A 15,488-nucleotide genomic window follows, 5' to 3' on the forward strand; every position below is an offset into this window, starting at 1 on the left:
TATATCATACAGCCGTACTTGTCATCTGACAAGCACAGCGTACTAACACCTTATTTTTCAATCTTCACAATTTCTTCTTGTTCTCTGTTGACTGAGCCGCTTGCCTTAATGCTGACTGTTTCTCCTTCAGCAAGGTTCGTAAACACAATCGGTGTCATAAGAGACGGTACATTTGGTTTGACTGCTTCCAGATCAACTTCAAGAAGTTTCTGTCCAGGCTCCACGCGGTCTCCTTCTGATACGAAAGACGTAAATCCTTCGCCCTTCAGGCTGACAGTATCAATACCAAAGTGGATCAAAATTTCTCTTCCGCCGTCGGATTGCAGGCCGATCGCATGTTTCGTCGGGAACACATTTAGAATTTTTCCTCGAACCGGTGATACGACTATACCTTCTGAAGGGAGAACCGCAAAACCGTCACCCATCATTTTTCCTGAGAAGACTTGGTCAGGAACATCAGTAATCGGGTGAATTTCTCCGGCAATCGGAGATACGAAAACTTCCTCGCCGATTTCATTTTGCAGCGGTTCTGCAATGACTTCCTCAACCTGCTGACTTACTTCTTCTTGAGCAGATGTTGTCGGTTCAGGTCTTGGCTTACGTCCCGCAATGATGTCTTGCATTTGTGTTTTTAAACTGTCAGAACGAGGGCCGAAAATAGCCTGAATGTTGTTGCCGACTTCCAGCACGCCGGAAGCGCCAAGCTGTTTCAGACGGTCTTTATCAACCTTTTTCTGATCGTTTACAGTCACACGCAGACGAGTGATACAAGCATCAAGGTGTTTGATGTTTTCCTGGTCACCCATTGCCTGCAGGATCTCATAAGGAAGATCTCCAGCTTCACCTGTTTTCCCAGTTGATGCAGTTTCAGCCGCAGCATCCTCGCGTCCAGGTGTTTTAAGATTAAATTTGCGGATGGCAAATCGGAACCCGAAGTAGTAAATGACCGCAATCGCTAAGCCGACAGGAATGACAAGCCACCATGCCGTCCGGTTCGGCAAAATACCGAATAGGAAGTAGTCAATTAAACCGCCGGAGAATGTCATACCAATCTTAACATTCAACAGCTGCATGACCATGAATGAAAGTCCCGCGAACACACAGTGAATTGCAAACAAGATAGGGGCAACGAATAGGAATGAGAATTCCAATGGCTCTGTGATTCCTGTTAAGAAGGATGTCAAGGCCGCTGAACCCATAATACCTGCAACAAGTTTTTTGTTTTTCGGTTTTGCTTCATGATATATCGCAAGCGCCGCAGCAGGCAGACCGAACATCATAAATGGATATTTACCTGTCATGAACGTACCTGCTGTTAACTGTACGCCGTCTTTAATCTGCGCCATAAAGATACGCTGATCCCCGCGGATGATTTCTCCTGCAGCACTCTTATAGCTGAAGAATTCATACCAGAACGGCGAATAGAAAATGTGATGCAAACCGAATGGAATAAGTGAGCGTTCGATCACCCCGAAGATAAATGCAGCAAGGGTTGGATTCGCTTCCACTAATCCTGTTGAAAAGGAATTCAATCCATGCTGGATCGGAGGCCAGATCACTAACATAATAAGACCCAGAATCAGTGCAGAAATTGACGTAACAATTGGAACGAAACGTTTACCCGCAAAGAAACCAAGATATTGCGGAAGTTCAATTGTGTAAAATCTGTTGAACAATAATGCCGCTAACACACCGACGATAATACCGCCGAACACGCCTGTCGCCAAGGTAGGTATACCAAGCATGTTTACGTATGCAGGATGGTTTTCCGTGAAGAACTTGGCTCTTTCGATTGAATCGGAAGGAATGGTTCCGTTTGCAACAAGAACCGCACTCATGGATACGTTCATCACCAGATAACCGATAATTGCAGCAATCCCTGCAACTCCATCACCGTTGGCAAGCCCGATGGCTACACCTACTGCGAATAGAAGCGGAAGATTATCAAAAACAATTTGTCCAGCGCTTTCCATAACACCTGCTACGAGCTGAACATTGTCATTGCTCAAGAAATGCAGGACTTCAATCATGTCCTTATTTTGCATCGCATTTCCGATCGCAAGTAAGATACCCGCAGCCGGAAGGATCGCAACTGGAAGCATAAGCGCACGCCCGATTTTTTGAAGAACGCCGAATAATGCTTTAAACATAAGAATTGACCTCCTCTTTTTACTAGTCTGACCTTACAGCTAAAAATCATGACAACGAATTCACAGGCGTAAGTCTCCCAGTTTAACCGTTTACATTTGCCCTTTTACACAACAAAAAGGGCATGAGCAAAATCGGGTGCACAAAAGAACGAGAATAGACTTCCCGTTTTTTCCCCTCAATCACTCATGCCTGATCGGATCAGTAACACGTTATAAGGATAAACTGAATTTATGAAATTTTATTGGTTAATCGGTACAGATGAAGCGTCAGATAAACCGCTTCCGCCTCATGAACTGGTTTCTTCAATGTTTGCTGCAAGATTTTAATCAATTTCCAAGCTGTATTGTAGCATAGTGGATATTCATTTTTCAATAACAACATTAATTTTTCTGGTTCTTTAGTCGGTTCTTCTTTTTTAATTCTTTCTATAGTAAATCTGATATGCCGGATCAGCCGCAAATAGTGAACACTTTCCTTGTTTACTTTCATTTGAAATGAGTCTTCAATCACCTCGACAAGCTGCGCCATCAGCTGCGAGTGCTGATTGACTTCGGACAGCGGACGGTTTGTCAGGGCCGAATGGATATGCAGGGCGATAAAACCGATCTCCCCCTCAGGAAGACAGATTCCCGCTTTTTCATTGATCATTTCTATGACTTCTTTGGCTATTTGGTATTCATCAGGATATAGTGACTGAGTCTCCATTAAAAATGGATTTTTCATATCAAAGCCCTGCTGCTGTCTTTTGATCGCAAATGCGATATGATCTGTCAGCGCAATGTGAATATGTTCATTTAATGAGTGGTTCGTCCTGTTGCTGATGTGATAGATGACATCGTTTGAAATATCAACGAGCTTTTCATCAACATAGTCAAGGAGCTTTTTAAACTGTTTTTGTTCCTTCTCGTCCTTTAAAATGAACATTTTTTCGTAGCCTTTATCTTCAATGACATCATCTTGTTTTTTTCCGAAACCAATACCTTTTCCGATTAAAACGACTTCGCTGTATTTATGATGAGAAGCAATTAATACGTTATTATTCAGTACCTTTTTCACTGTAAAGGACCCATTCACGATCCTCAGCTCCTTTGTCATTCAATACCTCATATCGTACATAACGAACGGAATGCACGTCAAACCTTTTTTCGATGCTTTCACTAAACAGTCGATCTTTCGATGAGGCGGTAATCGAGAACTTTCCTCTCAATCGGCTGTCCCTGAATTCTTTTTTCCAGCATGGCAAACGCCTGCTTTCCCATTTCTTTTGTTTGAATATCGATCGTTGTGACACCAAGCGATTGACTGATTTCATGGTTATCAACGCTTAAGATGGCAAGTTCATCCGGTACCGATATCCGCTGGGCCTTTGCTTCAAGTAAAAGCCCTGCTGACACTTGATCATTGGCAACAAAAATAGCCGTCGGTTTTTCCTTCCACTTTTTCCACTTATGAAAAAGCGCCTTTCCATCATTGATTGTAATCGCTTTCTCAATCACCCAGTCTTCATGAAAGGCCTCTCCGATCTCTTCCAATGCTTCTTTATAGGCTTTGATTCGAAAATGGCTGTTCATGCCCTTTTTCCTTGCCAAACAGATTGCTATTTTTTTATGCCCTTTGGTAATTAAATAGTCCAAGCCGCACCTGAATGCTTGGTGGTGAGGAATGCTGATGGTTGGAAAACGGCCGATATCTGAATTCTGGCAAAGCAATATCGGGCCCTCCCATTCGATAAGCTTCTCATCAGCAAGCGATTTCGAACAAAAAATCAACCCGTCAACCTGCCGTTGCTTTAACTGGGACAGCGTGAATATTTCTTTCTCCACATCATAGTTTGTTTGGAATAAAGAGAGGTGAATTCCGGATTCCGCGGCTGCGTCGGCTATCCCTGCAATCAGCTCTGCAAAATAAGGGAGTTTAATCGTCGGCAAGACAACGCCAATCATGTTTGAAAATCCTTTCGATAAATGCACAGCGTGAATATTTCTCGCGTACGCCAATGCTTCCATTGCCTCAAGCACCCGATTTCTTTTGTCTTCACTGACGTAAGGATGATTGTTTATGACTCGGGAAACCGTTGTAACGGAGACACCGGCTTTTTCTGCAATGTCTTTAATATTAGCCATAGATTCCCTTCTTTCTAAATCCCCTTGATCTGGAATGCGTTTCATACAATATGATATGAACATACCAGACATATTTTATGTTTTCAGCTGAAAGGAGAAGATTACATGGGTTTCTTCATTTTAATCGGGTTATGTCTGACTGTTCTTGGCGGCAGCTGCCTTGCTGTAAAACCTCTCGACCAAAAACATGAAATTAAACCATTTCGAACATTTGATGATTTTTTTATTTAATGCAGACAAAAAAGGACGATGTCGAGAACAAAGTCCTTTTTTATTTCCTGTTACGGCAGTATGATTAATTCCTTTGGATATTGGGTCAGAGCAACCGCTCCGTCCTTTGTTACATGAACGTCATCCTCAATGCGCACGCCGCCGATCTCAGGCACATAAATCCCCGGTTCGATCGTGTAGACCATGCCTTCCTGCAGCAATGTATCGTTGGCTTGGCTCATTGATGGGTACTCATGGACAGAAATCCCAAGTCCGTGCCCCAGCCGGTGAGGAAAATAATCTCCGTATCCCGCTTTTTCAATGATTCCTCGGGCAGTTAAATCAAGATCGCCGATTCTGACACCGGGTTTACTTGCCTCCATCGCGGCTTTTTCCGCTTGAAGCACCGTCTCATAAATCTCCTCTTGCTTCGGATTGATGGTCTTGTATGCAAACGTTCTTGTAATATCAGAGCAGTAGCCGTCAAGAATAACACCGAGATCAAATAAAACAAAATCACCTTTCTTCAATGTGGCTGAACCCGGGTTTCCGTGGGGCTGGCCTGATTTTGTTCCGAATAAAACCATTGTGGAGAATGACATGCCCTGGATTCCTTTTTTCTTCAGCTCATACTCGATTTGAGCGAGCACTTCCACTTCACTAATGCCTTCACGCAAAGCGGCTGCGCCAACTTCAACACCGTAATCAGCAAGCTTCGCCGCCTCTTTCAGCAAACGAATTTCCTTGTCGTCTTTAATCAGGCGAAATTGGTTAAGTGTTTCTTCTGCTGATACAAACTGAGCCCCGCCGGCAGAATGCTTCAGCTGATCTGCGCGTGATAGTGAGATCGAATCCTTTTCTACTGCGAGTGTATGTATGCTGACATTTCGCTTTTTCAAGGCTTTCTCTATCAGTTCCCACGGATTTTCGTGATCCGCATAGCCAATGATTTCATGATTCCAGCCTGCGTTGCGGGCCTGGTCTGCTTCCATACCGGGACACACAAAGAAAGGCTCCTCTTCTTGAAAAATAAATAAACCCATCAATCTTTCATGCGGTTCTGTGTAAAAACCGGTTAAGTAAAAAACATTTTCTTTCGTATGAATAAATGCGGCAGTATGCCCCTGTTCCTTCAGCCATGAAGAGACGCGTTGTATTCTATTCACTTCTTGTCCTCCTTGCCATTTCAATGCATCGTTCTGTCTTCCATTGTAACAGGTTTTACAGGTGTTTGCCTTTCGCGGGGCCTTCATTTTCCGATCCATTTTATTTCCTTCCCCTCATCCTGTATACTGACAGTAGAGTTCAATCGCAGGGAGTTGTTCCGTTTTGCTGATGAATTTTTTCAGACGAAAAGCAATCATGCTCTTAACGGTTTTGGGGATTTCGGCTCCTTTTATCGGTATGAAGATGGCCGGCTTTTATTATTACAGCTCGATCATAGGCTGTGCAGCGGGTTTCCTTTGCTGCATCCTTGCGCTTATCATGGTTACGAAAAGATCTGATCAAGACAAAAAAGAAGGTAAAATTTAATCCGTAAAAAACAGCAGCCCGATTGGACTGCTGTTTTTATTTTAAAAGCCTTAACCCGTTCAATATCACCAAGATTGTACTTCCCTCATGACCAATCACGCCAAATGGCAATTCCATCACCTGTAAAAAGTTTGCACAAATCAGCAGGCAGATCACAGCTAGAGAGAACACGATATTTTGTTTGACAATCCTGTTCATTTTCCGTGACAAGCGGCACATGTTTACAAGCTTTTTCAAATCATTTTGCATGAGGACCATATCAGCGGTCTCAAGAGCGACATCTGTCCCGCCGCCCATTGCAATGCCGATATCCGCCGCTTTAAGGGCCGGCGCATCATTGATTCCGTCACCGACCATTGCAATCGTTCCGAATTCTTCTTTTAATCGTTTGATCTCATTCACTTTTTGGTCAGGCAGGCACTCTGCCGCAACAGTTGTCATTCCGGCTTCCTTCGCTATTGCTTGAGCCGTGTCCTCATGATCTCCTGTCAGCATGGCCGTTTTAATCCCTAGTCGGTTCAATTCTTCCATGACCTCTTTTGCTTCAGTCCTGATTTGATCTTTCAGTGCGATACAGCCCGCTATTTGATCATCCTTTTTCACAAATACAACCGTTTGGCCGCTTTGAATGACTTCTGATGCTGTTTGATTTATAAATTGTGCTGCCTTTTCCTCGCCGATAAAACCCGCTTTACCGATCTTCCATTTCGCGCCCGACACTTCTGCCATAACACCAAACCCTGATGTTTCTTCTATAGATATGTAGCCGGTCTGATTCACGCCGCGGCTTTCAGCGTACGCTGTTATGGCTTGAGCGAGCGGATGGCTTGATTGTGTTTCGATGGCATAGACGGCCTCTAGAACCTCCGTTTCGCTGAATCCTTCTGCGATTCTAAGAGTTTCAACGGCAGGCTGGCCTTTTGTTACAGTGCCCGTTTTGTCAAAGGCGATCATTTGCACAGAGCCCAGCTGCTCAAGAAAGACGCTTCCTTTTACAAGCATACCGTTGCGGGCGCCATTTGAAATCAAGGAAAGCGCCGCCGGCATAATAGAGGCGACAAGCGCACAAGGTGAGGCGACAACCATAAACACCATTGCGCGGTAGAAGGTTTCACTCCAGCTCCACCCCAGCGCAAAGTGCGGCACGAATAACAAGAGCCCCACCGCAATCAGCACACCTTTTACATAGGCATTTTCAAATCGTTCGATGAAAGCCTGCGCGGGTGAAACACTGCTTTGCGCAGATTCAACCAGTTTGATGATTTTTCTGAATAACGAATCTTCATTTGCTTTTGTGACACGGACGGTCAAGGAGCCGTTGCGATTCACAGTCCCCGTAAATACAGCGTCACCGGTGTTTTTTTCCACAGGCATTGACTCACCTGTTAATGCTGACTCATCAAGGCTTGTTGAGCCCGATTCAATGACACCGTCTGCCGCTACTCGTTCTCCAGGTTTGATCACAATCATATCACCGGCCTGCAAGTCGGAAACCGCAACTCTTTTGGTTTCGCCATTGACCATCAGTGTCGCTTCTTCTGGCTCAAGCTGCATCAAAGAAGTTAAATCTCTGCTGCTTTTGTTCATCGTGTATGTTTCTAAAGCTCCGCTTAAGGAAAAAATAAATATTAAAATAGCACCCTCTGCCCAGTATCCGATCAAGGCGGAACCAATGGCAGCGAAAATCATTAAAAGTTCTACATTCAATGTTTTGGATTCGAACGTTTCTTCGATTCCTTCCTTTGCTTTAGCAAACCCGCCGATCACAAAAGCCAGCAAGTAAAGCGTTACTGATAATACTTGATGTCCGGATAAAAGCCATCCGGCCAAAATAAGAGCGCCTGACACGAGTGCTGCAATAAGCTCGGCATGCTGCGCCCAGTTTTTTTCTCTCTGTTCTGTTTTTAATGGCTCGTGCGGATCGTGTTGAGCGATAACCTGTTCATTCATATTAAATTCCCCTCTCTAATTGAGAACGTAAATCATCTTCATTTCCTTTATAAAAACAAAATTGCCGCCCATAAGGCAGCTTTATCGTCAATTATTTCTCGATGTCTTCCTTTATTATAGCACGCACGAAGAGAATTTCAATTATAATTATTTTAATTTCTTTTTGATAATAATTATCATTAATGTTTATCCAATTCGTCATGATATGAAAAAAGCTGAGAGTTTATGCTCTCAGCTATTCTTCCGTCCATTCTTTCAGTTGTTCTGCCGTCATCGGGCCTACTTTTGTTTTTTCAATTTCGCCCTTTTCATTCAGCAAAAACGAAGTTGGGATCGTTATGATATGATATTCCTTCATCAATTCTCCTTTTGAATCAAGAACAATCGGAAATGTCAGCTTGTTTGCTTTAATAAAGTCTTCAACGGTTTGCTGATTTTGTTCCGCGTTCACTAAATTCACCGTTACCAGCTTTACACTGTCTGTTTGATGGGCATCATAATATGATTGAAACTGGGGAAGCTCCTTTTTGCAGGGCGGACACCACGATGTCCAAAAATGCAGGATCGTTTTATGTCCTTTATTCGGGATCGAGATATCCTCCCCTTCTATTGTTTTCATAAGAAAAACAGCGGGAACTGCAGGCTGTTTATCCTCAGCGGCTGCCACATCGGGAAAAAACGCAATCATCCCCAATAACATAAGGCATACAGTAAGCAAACGCTTCGTCAACATGGAATCTTCCTTTCATGCTTTTCAATTAGCTTGCCCCCGCTTTTTCTTTATCATCCTTCAATTCGCGGCGTTCTGTTTCCTCCTGTAAGGAAAACAGATACTCGCAGCGCTTTGCAGATCGTGGCATAGTGCAGGCTCGTCAGCAAAATCATGCCGGTGTTCATCCCTAGGATAATACCGAGCATTTGCAGATTCTCCATTGATCCCAGCACATACATCATACTTAGCGCAACGATATGACTCCATACATTGTGATAAAAAGCTTCTTTCACAAACCCCATCCCGATTAAGCACGCCTGCAGCGGCATGACAAACAGATGAAAGAGAAAGTATGGCCACAACAGCTGCAAGTAATACTGCGCTTCAGGAGAGTGAAAAAATAAATGTGTCAGGGGTCCTGCAAACTGAAACATGATCCATACAGCAGGTATACCATAGCCAAGTGTAATAAAAATCGACTGCTTCAGCCTTTTTAATACGATGTCATACTGTGAAAGCGCATAAGCTTCGGAAATATTCGGTATCATGACAACCATTAACGAATGGGCAATAAAAGCAGGGAACGAACCTATGGTTACAGCCACACCGGCGAGCATTCCGTATTGATCAATCGCCGCTGTCCCGGCAACGCCCGCTGCCAAAAGCGCCCCTTTTACTAAAAAGGGTTCAATCGCATTGACAACGGCATGAAAAATACGCAGTCCTGTTGTAGGAATTGAAACGGCAAGCAGCCTTTTCCTTACATCCTTTCCGCGCAAATGAATGTGCTGCTGGCCGGATACCGCCCGCCTCGCCATGATAAATTGTGAATATAAATAAACAAGCACGACCACGTCACTCACGACTAGGACAAACAAGGAAACCAGCACGGCCATGTCCAACTCGAATGAGTACCATTGAAAAAAGAGGAATAAGCACAAGAGCTGAATGATTTTTTTCAGCGCATTGGCAATTGCGATCTTTCCCATTTTTTGCACACCCATAAAGTAGCCTCTGGCGATTGAAGTAAAAGCGACAATAGGAATTAAGCCAACGACAATCCCTTTAATAAACGGGTGGTATGTATCAAATACGGGAATAAACGGAAGCGCAATACTGGCGGCGGCAGTAGAAAACGCTGTAAAAACGGCTGTCATTCTGAAAGCGTGCCTCAGCATGCTTTCATGTAGCTTAGGGTTTGATTCGGCAATGAATTTAGAAATCGAAATCGGCAGTTCCAGGCTTGCGATGACGATAATTAAAAAGATCGTAGGCAATATACTCATGTAAAGTCCCATCCCATGCTCGCCAAGCTCCCGCGCCAAAATCATATTCACGACAAATTCAAGGCATTCAGCGAAAAAGGCGGCAATGGATAAAAGAATGATCCCTTTTACAAATCGATTCATGATGTCTCTCCTTGTCTCTTGTACTACCAACATCATATGAGACAAGTTCAAAAATTATTTTATTTTTACTCTTTATATAAAAAAAAGCATAGAAGAGACAAATTGTCTATTCTATGCTTAGATGGCAAAAACGTGCCTGCCGATTCTTTCTACAATTTTTCTTGAGCGAATCCAATCATCTGACGCTGTTTTCGGATTATAAAAGAATACGGCATCTGTTTCTCTATTTTCTGAGGACAGCGCTTCTTCGGCAGCAGCAATTGAATCTTTATCAGGCTTTTGATTAATGCTTCCGTTTGAAACCGGTTCAAAGGCGTTTGTCTGATAAATCACGCCTCTTATGGTATCAGGAAAACCTTTTTTCTCTGTTCTGTTCAGCACAACGCTTGCTACAGCGACCTTGCCTTTATATGATTCTCCTTTTGCCTCTGCGTGAACGAGACGGGACAGCAACTCTTTTTCAGAATGAGTATATGTTTCTTTCTTTTCATTTGTTTTGGCTGGCTTGTCTTTCTCTTTCTTTTCAGTGTTTGTTGATAGCTTGATCGGTTTTATTTTTTTCTCGTCCTTATCAGCAGACAGTGAAGGGAAAGATCTTTCTGTGTCTCGCTTTATATGTGTAAGCCATTTGGCTTCTTGTTTTGTCTTCTTTGTGCTCATTAGTGAAGCTTGTGTATGTTCAATTTTTGCTGTAGGCATGAAACAAAGAAGAAAAACAGCCAGAGCAGTGAATTTCGTCGTCATACAGTTTCCTCCTTAAAGTGCTCAAAAAACACTTCATAACCTTAACAAGAGATCCATTCATTTTCACGGAAAAAGATTTTCCAACTCTCCCAAGGAGGCATCAGGATGGAATATACCGGATGACAGACTTGTTAATGGAAGAAAAACAGCCTGAAATTCTATAAATATTGTCAATCCGAAACATGTTTATCCATTTTTGGCGTTTTACATTTTATTTACGCCTGTTACAGCTTCGTGTAATAAAGAGCCTGTATCCTGTCATATATGATAAAAAGGCTTCTCACAATTGAGAAACCTTCAGCTTCTTGACTGTTCTAAGTATTGAAATATCACATCTCCGCCTTGCTGGGCAATTCCTCGGAAATGTTTAAAATCATCTTGTTTGGATAACACGGCCCTGAAATCCAGAAAATGCTCCTTCTGGACTCTCAGTTCGTTTATTGCGCCGGTGCGCAGCTGTTCAATCATTTCTATTATCTCTTCGGGACGCAACGAAAATTCCCCCTTTTCTTTCTTTTGACGAAAATCAATATATCATCTTTATCGCCTCAGGACAATTCGTTAGGGAGATAAAACTCCTTATCGCTTTACTTCTTAATGAAAATACTGCAAAATACTTTCAAAAGGCATTATTATGTTAAAAGGAGAGGAAGCTTGTGAAAATCGCTAAGGTTGGAAACGTCATTGAATTTAAAAATGGATTAACCGGTGTTGTTGAAAAAGTAAATGAGAATTCTGTAATTGTTGATGTGACGATCATGGATAACTACCGGGATCTTGAGTTAGATTCATTGACAGTTGTTAATCATAAGAATTATAAGATCATCAGAGACTCCTATAAAACCTCCTAATCTCCCACATTCATTCGCAAAAACTGCAAGACCGACAATTAGACACCTTACATATGAAATTCGCTTTCTCAAAAGCTGCCGGCCGGCAGCTTTTTTACATAAAAAAACACCGATTATGAATCGGTGTTTTGGTCTGTTTCCGTTATTTCTATATGGAACTCACTGACGGATCCTGATTCATACAGGTTGGTCATTGCCGTTGAGTAATTTGTGATTTCACCCCGGAAGGCAAGATTCTCGTCAGGAACCTCGACGTTGAACGTTTTATCATATAACAGGACAGCGATATCGTGGTAAGTCTCACTTGTAACATTTAGGGTGAAAGCGATTTTGCGCTTCGGCTCGCTTTCCACTTTATATGCATCCATTTCTAGCGTTACATCGTTTAATCGCAATGTCTTCACTTCGTATCACTCCTTTAAAGTCCATGCATCTTAGCATACCTTAGCGAACGTTTACAATGAATCTGTTCTGACACCCGTTATGTTAACCATTTCTTTAGAAAAGACACCTTTACAAACATACGTTCGATAAATTATAATAAAACAGACGAGCTGCCATCCAGCATCCCGTCTTTTCATGAGAAAGCGGCGAGTGGAATTCCCCCCGGATTCACTCGTCTTTTTTTACATAAGGCCCAGCAATGAATACGGTTTTAGGAGATGGTTTTGAGGATAAAACGAAAAGATATGTGCTCGGCAGTGCAGATACGGATACAAGATAGCGGACGTTCACCTTTTTCTCTCGGATCATGTTGTTGATATATAATAGGCGAAGATACTCATTTGTCTGACAAAAACCCGCCTTTAATCGAGCCAAGCTCTTTTCCTCGCCTTGATTGACAATCAGTCAGTCCCCTCATATTCAGCACCGTAATAGCCTTCGATGCTAACATTTCCGCAGCCAGATCCTTTCGTAATGTCCAAGTAATGGTTTCTCAACTTGGTTCCCGGTATATAATCGGCGGCGCTATAATCAAAATGGTTGCCAGTAAACTCTTTCTCACTTATCGTAATAAAATCTCCGCCTAATGTCATCCTCTGCAGTTTCATGGTAAGCGTGCACCCTTCTGCATTCAATATTGTAAATCTGTAATAGAGCCATCCTGGATCATAAGGGTTATTATGATTTGCTATAAAAAAACCAGTTTGATCTTTTGTCATAATAAAACTGACTTTTGTTTCATCTTTAGCAGCCAATGCTATCGTAGTTTGGACATTCAAACTTAGCGCAAGACATAACAACATACAAACCAATAATTTTTTCATCAGCAGCCCCCTTTTCCATATTATAATCCGATTTCAATATTAAGGAAATAAAAATTCAAAAAAGACGAATTGGGGTACTTTGAGCATCAAAAAAATAGACGTGCTATTACACACGTCTATGACATAACATTTGGATTCATCATCGATTATCAACCGTCTCCGGATACAAGTCATGGTTCATCATACGGTATTCCGCCATTTTCTCGTACTTCGTGCCCGGCTTTCCGTAGTTCGTGTACGGGTCAATGGAAATTCCGCCTCTTGGTTCACATCTATAGTGAAGGGGGTTATTTCAATTATTTAGCCTTAATACTCCTCAAAAAAGCACTTCTGTTCTCTATGGCATTTGTCAACATAGTCGCATTTTCATTAAGCCTTTGTACTAACGCTTCTTTCGCTTTCCCTTCAAATGAAGAGAGTAAAGCAACATACACTTCAGCTATAACCTGTTGTGCTGAAGAAAAATCTGATGCGTTTTTTGTGTCTTCCTTTAGGTTCTGACAATGAGTTTTTAAACTTGTACCCACAATTTTTTTTAATTCCTCATTCTGTTGTAACCGTCTGTAAAATTCATCTGCATCCATATTAACTCCATATGGCAATTTAAATCCCCCTTACAACCGTAACCAGCTTGCTAGTTCATTATCCTTATCTTTTAAATCCTCAGCCATTTTAACAATGAACTCACTGATATCCTCTAAATCTCTTATCAAGTAGTGAAGAGAAGCCTCAGTTTGATAATGCTCTTCTGAGTCATAAAATGCTGCCCCATCTTTCACATAAGGTGCGTGAAACAATACAGCTTTATCAACATCACTTGGATCTAGATCCTTGAATTCTCCTAATCTCTTCCCGCAAATCGATTTTACGTCATAAACCATTTTGCTGTGATCATGAGGGAATTGTTCAATTTCTTGTTTCTTTGTTTTTAAGTCTTCGATAGCTGCCTGTAAACGTTTAGCCAGTTCTTTTGCATACTTAGCATCCACTTTAATGGTTTGTCCATTCATACCTGAATAAGATGAGAACGATTCGATATTCTGGTTATACACTCCGTTGCTGTCATCAACACTTTGGATATTACCATTCCTATCAAATTTAAAGTTGGAATCATTTAAACTATGAGTATCAGGATTTTTTGCAAATGCTTGGCCATAGAAGGAGGTAATAAGACTCCCTAAAACACCAGGAATACCTAGAGACGTATTAAGTCGGTTTGCACGATCTTGACGTGCGATGCTTGGGTCTTTCGTGTATATAGTTGTTCCGTTGTGTCGGTCGTATTCTAAAAACCAGCCCGAACCCACCATATCATCAGGATTAATGATTGCTTTGTGATACAAATCAAATTCGCCATTTCTGATTTTCTTCTGTGTTTCTTCATCATGCAGCTTAACGATGGAAGGGTTGTTAAAAGCCACACTGTAAACGTCGTTGTTTACACCAGCGTATTCCGCATCTGCTCCTCCAAGTGAGTGACCTGTTGTCGAAATCACTGTGTTAGTACCAGCATACTTTTTCACTTCATTGGCAACGAGCTTATCACCTTGATCAAATTGAGATGTCTTAGTGACAATTTTGTATTCTCCGCTCTTAATCATCATTGCTTGTTCCATACTGCCGTTATACTTGGCAATAGCTTTAGAGTTTTCAGATGCATCTTTTTTCATTATGTATTGGACTTTCTTTTTCGGATCTTTGCCCATTACTACGTTTCCGCCATCTGCACTTATAACATCAGCTTTAATTTGTTCCTGATTTGTTCCTTGAAAACCTACGACAACATTTTCTGGTTCTTTTGGTTTTACCCATTTGCCTTCTTTTTTCTTGGCTTGGACAAATACGTATACATCTAACCCTGTGTCTGGGTCTTTTTTGATTTTATCTATAAAATATTGTTTTCCTGAATTAATCTTAACGGGTATTTTTTTCGAGAAATGTTTTTTCAAATACTCATCTCGATAAGTTAGTTGACTCATACTATAATAATCTTGGTCAGATATATTAGGAACCTTAGCCTTCTTGCTCATGTACATTGACACACTCCTCATGTAAAATAAGCACTGAAAGGATGGTTTTATGAAAAAATACATTATTATCCTGTTGTCAGCAATCATCATTATAACACTTGGGGGAATATACATGAAACACCAATATGATGAAAAGCAAGAAAAAGTTAAGACTGCAGAACTAGAACTATTTGATAAAGCTAAAAAACGAATGACTGATTACATAAATGCTAACTATGAAGGTATAGATAAAATTGAGTTCTCGGACAAATATGAAATAGATCCAATGGGCGGTATTAATGCAGAGGGGTATTTGAACGGAAACAAAGAAAAAGAGTTTTGGGGGATTTATGACAAGTCAAATGACACTATAACTTCATCGTATGTTGATGCTAAAGAAAAGCCAGAATGCGAAGAAAAACCATGTGAATATTAAAAAACACCCCTTCACAGGGACTGACCCCCGTTTTTGAGACAGGGATCAAAACACCTTTCAAACAGCCAATTGCCGATAGTTTATCGGTGATT

At 41.7% G+C, this 15,488-nt stretch carries 17 protein-coding genes and 1 pseudogene; 4 read left to right on the top strand and 14 right to left on the bottom strand.

Translation table 11 applies throughout. The annotated features are described in order from the left end of the window. Positions 1–50: 50 nt before the first annotated feature. From ptsG to ACY3LV_RS16960, 3 genes are all read right to left on the bottom strand, one after another. Positions 51–2,150 carry a PTS glucose transporter subunit IIABC gene (gene ptsG, locus ACY3LV_RS16950; RefSeq protein WP_464864199.1) on the bottom strand — a complete coding sequence of 700 codons (2,100 nt, stop codon included), beginning with the start codon at positions 2,148–2,150 and terminating at the stop codon, positions 51–53. 229 nt (positions 2,151–2,379) lie between these two features. Then, positions 2,380–3,246: a glucose PTS transporter transcription antiterminator GlcT gene (gene glcT, locus ACY3LV_RS16955; protein ID WP_087991008.1), complete on the bottom strand. Its 867-nt coding sequence runs from the start codon at positions 3,244–3,246 to the stop codon at positions 2,380–2,382. Positions 3,247–3,308: 62 nt separating this feature from the next. Then, a complete protein-coding gene (locus tag ACY3LV_RS16960) occupies positions 3,309–4,274 on the bottom strand; it encodes a LacI family DNA-binding transcriptional regulator (protein ID WP_464864200.1) in 966 nt (321 codons plus the stop codon). 105 nt (positions 4,275–4,379) lie between these two features. Here ACY3LV_RS16960 and ACY3LV_RS16965 point away from each other — a divergent pair, with 105 nt between their 5' ends. Further along, positions 4,380–4,505: a hypothetical protein gene (locus ACY3LV_RS16965; RefSeq protein ID WP_277986990.1), complete on the top strand. Its 126-nt coding sequence runs from the start codon at positions 4,380–4,382 to the stop codon at positions 4,503–4,505. A 50-nt stretch (positions 4,506–4,555) separates the two neighbouring features. Here the strand turns inward: ACY3LV_RS16965 and papB are convergent, their stop codons facing one another. Next, entirely contained in the window at positions 4,556–5,650 is a 1,095-nt protein-coding gene (gene papB, locus ACY3LV_RS16970) for a di/tri-peptidase (RefSeq protein ID WP_464864201.1), read from the bottom strand. 163 nt (positions 5,651–5,813) lie between these two features. On the opposite strand from papB, the gene ACY3LV_RS16975 reads away from it, so the two are divergent. Then, positions 5,814–6,017, top strand: a complete 204-nt coding sequence (locus ACY3LV_RS16975) for a hypothetical protein (RefSeq protein ID WP_148963750.1) — start codon at positions 5,814–5,816, stop codon at positions 6,015–6,017. Between the two features lie 36 nt (positions 6,018–6,053). Here ACY3LV_RS16975 and pfeT read toward each other — a convergent pair whose 3' ends face one another. From pfeT to ACY3LV_RS17000, 5 genes are all read right to left on the bottom strand, one after another. After that, positions 6,054–7,967: a metal-transporting ATPase PfeT gene (gene pfeT, locus ACY3LV_RS16980; RefSeq protein ID WP_148963751.1), complete on the bottom strand. Its 1,914-nt coding sequence runs from the start codon at positions 7,965–7,967 to the stop codon at positions 6,054–6,056. Between the two features lie 235 nt (positions 7,968–8,202). Then, positions 8,203–8,700, bottom strand: a complete 498-nt coding sequence (gene stoA / locus ACY3LV_RS16985; RefSeq protein ID WP_333560528.1) for an endospore biogenesis thiol-disulfide oxidoreductase StoA — start codon at positions 8,698–8,700, stop codon at positions 8,203–8,205. Between the two features lie 50 nt (positions 8,701–8,750). Beyond that, complete coding sequence (gene ykvU, locus ACY3LV_RS16990) at positions 8,751–10,088, bottom strand: sporulation protein YkvU (RefSeq protein ID WP_333517736.1); 1,338 nt, start codon at positions 10,086–10,088, stop codon at positions 8,751–8,753. Positions 10,089–10,205: 117 nt separating this feature from the next. Then, positions 10,206–10,832, bottom strand: coding sequence for a cell wall hydrolase (locus tag ACY3LV_RS16995; RefSeq protein ID WP_464864202.1), 627 nt, complete (start codon positions 10,830–10,832; stop codon positions 10,206–10,208). A gap of 297 nt (positions 10,833–11,129) precedes the next feature. Then, positions 11,130–11,324 (bottom strand): hypothetical protein, encoded by a 195-nt coding sequence (locus ACY3LV_RS17000; RefSeq protein ID WP_148963754.1) that lies wholly within the window; start codon positions 11,322–11,324, stop codon positions 11,130–11,132. 164 nt (positions 11,325–11,488) lie between these two features. On the opposite strand from ACY3LV_RS17000, the gene ACY3LV_RS17005 reads away from it, so the two are divergent. Beyond that, on the top strand, positions 11,489–11,683 hold the full coding sequence (locus ACY3LV_RS17005) for a YkvS family protein (RefSeq protein WP_010328531.1): 195 nt from the start codon (positions 11,489–11,491) through the stop codon (positions 11,681–11,683). A 113-nt stretch (positions 11,684–11,796) separates the two neighbouring features. Here ACY3LV_RS17005 and ACY3LV_RS17010 read toward each other — a convergent pair whose 3' ends face one another. The 5 genes and pseudogenes from ACY3LV_RS17010 to ACY3LV_RS17030 form a co-directional block, all read right to left on the bottom strand. Beyond that, a complete protein-coding gene (locus ACY3LV_RS17010) occupies positions 11,797–12,087 on the bottom strand; it encodes a DUF3219 family protein (RefSeq protein ID WP_333560530.1) in 291 nt (96 codons plus the stop codon). A gap of 441 nt (positions 12,088–12,528) precedes the next feature. Beyond that, positions 12,529–12,951 carry a hypothetical protein gene (locus ACY3LV_RS17015; protein ID WP_148963756.1) on the bottom strand — a complete coding sequence of 141 codons (423 nt, stop codon included), beginning with the start codon at positions 12,949–12,951 and terminating at the stop codon, positions 12,529–12,531. Between the two features lie 139 nt (positions 12,952–13,090). Next, positions 13,091–13,216: pseudogene (locus ACY3LV_RS17020) on the bottom strand (preQ(1) synthase); the annotation flags it as partial. A gap of 31 nt (positions 13,217–13,247) precedes the next feature. Beyond that, complete coding sequence (locus ACY3LV_RS17025) at positions 13,248–13,553, bottom strand: hypothetical protein (protein ID WP_333560531.1); 306 nt, start codon at positions 13,551–13,553, stop codon at positions 13,248–13,250. A gap of 12 nt (positions 13,554–13,565) precedes the next feature. Beyond that, positions 13,566–14,987 (bottom strand): lipase, encoded by a 1,422-nt coding sequence (locus ACY3LV_RS17030; protein WP_464864203.1) that lies wholly within the window; start codon positions 14,985–14,987, stop codon positions 13,566–13,568. Between the two features lie 43 nt (positions 14,988–15,030). Between ACY3LV_RS17030 and ACY3LV_RS17035 the strand changes: the two genes are divergently transcribed. Beyond that, entirely contained in the window at positions 15,031–15,396 is a 366-nt protein-coding gene (locus tag ACY3LV_RS17035; RefSeq protein ID WP_253269048.1) for a DUF1433 domain-containing protein, read from the top strand. The last annotated feature ends 92 nt before the right edge of the window (positions 15,397–15,488 follow it).

The sequence above is a fragment of the Bacillus sp. 11C genome, from assembly GCF_055486375.1.

Bases quoted from the DNA above. Each gene is read 5' to 3' on its own strand.
- ykvU (WP_333517736.1), bottom strand. From the start codon at position 10,088: ATGAATCGATTTGTAAAAGGGATCATTCTTTTATCCATTGCCGCCTTT.
- ACY3LV_RS17030 (WP_464864203.1), bottom strand. From the start codon at position 14,987: ATGTACATGAGCAAGAAGGCTAAGGTTCCTAATATATCTGACCAAGAT.
- ACY3LV_RS16995 (WP_464864202.1), bottom strand. From the start codon at position 10,832: ATGACGACGAAATTCACTGCTCTGGCTGTTTTTCTTCTTTGTTTCATG.
- ptsG (WP_464864199.1), bottom strand. From the start codon at position 2,150: ATGTTTAAAGCATTATTCGGCGTTCTTCAAAAAATCGGGCGTGCGCTT.
- glcT (WP_087991008.1), bottom strand. From the start codon at position 3,246: ATGACAAAGGAGCTGAGGATCGTGAATGGGTCCTTTACAGTGAAAAAG.
- ACY3LV_RS17015 (WP_148963756.1), bottom strand. From the start codon at position 12,951: ATGAAAAAATTATTGGTTTGTATGTTGTTATGTCTTGCGCTAAGTTTG.
- pfeT (WP_148963751.1), bottom strand. From the start codon at position 7,967: ATGAATGAACAGGTTATCGCTCAACACGATCCGCACGAGCCATTAAAA.
- stoA (WP_333560528.1), bottom strand. From the start codon at position 8,700: ATGTTGACGAAGCGTTTGCTTACTGTATGCCTTATGTTATTGGGGATG.
- ACY3LV_RS16965 (WP_277986990.1), top strand. From the start codon at position 4,380: ATGGGTTTCTTCATTTTAATCGGGTTATGTCTGACTGTTCTTGGCGGC.
- ACY3LV_RS16960 (WP_464864200.1), bottom strand. From the start codon at position 4,274: ATGGCTAATATTAAAGACATTGCAGAAAAAGCCGGTGTCTCCGTTACA.
- ACY3LV_RS17035 (WP_253269048.1), top strand. From the start codon at position 15,031: ATGAAAAAATACATTATTATCCTGTTGTCAGCAATCATCATTATAACA.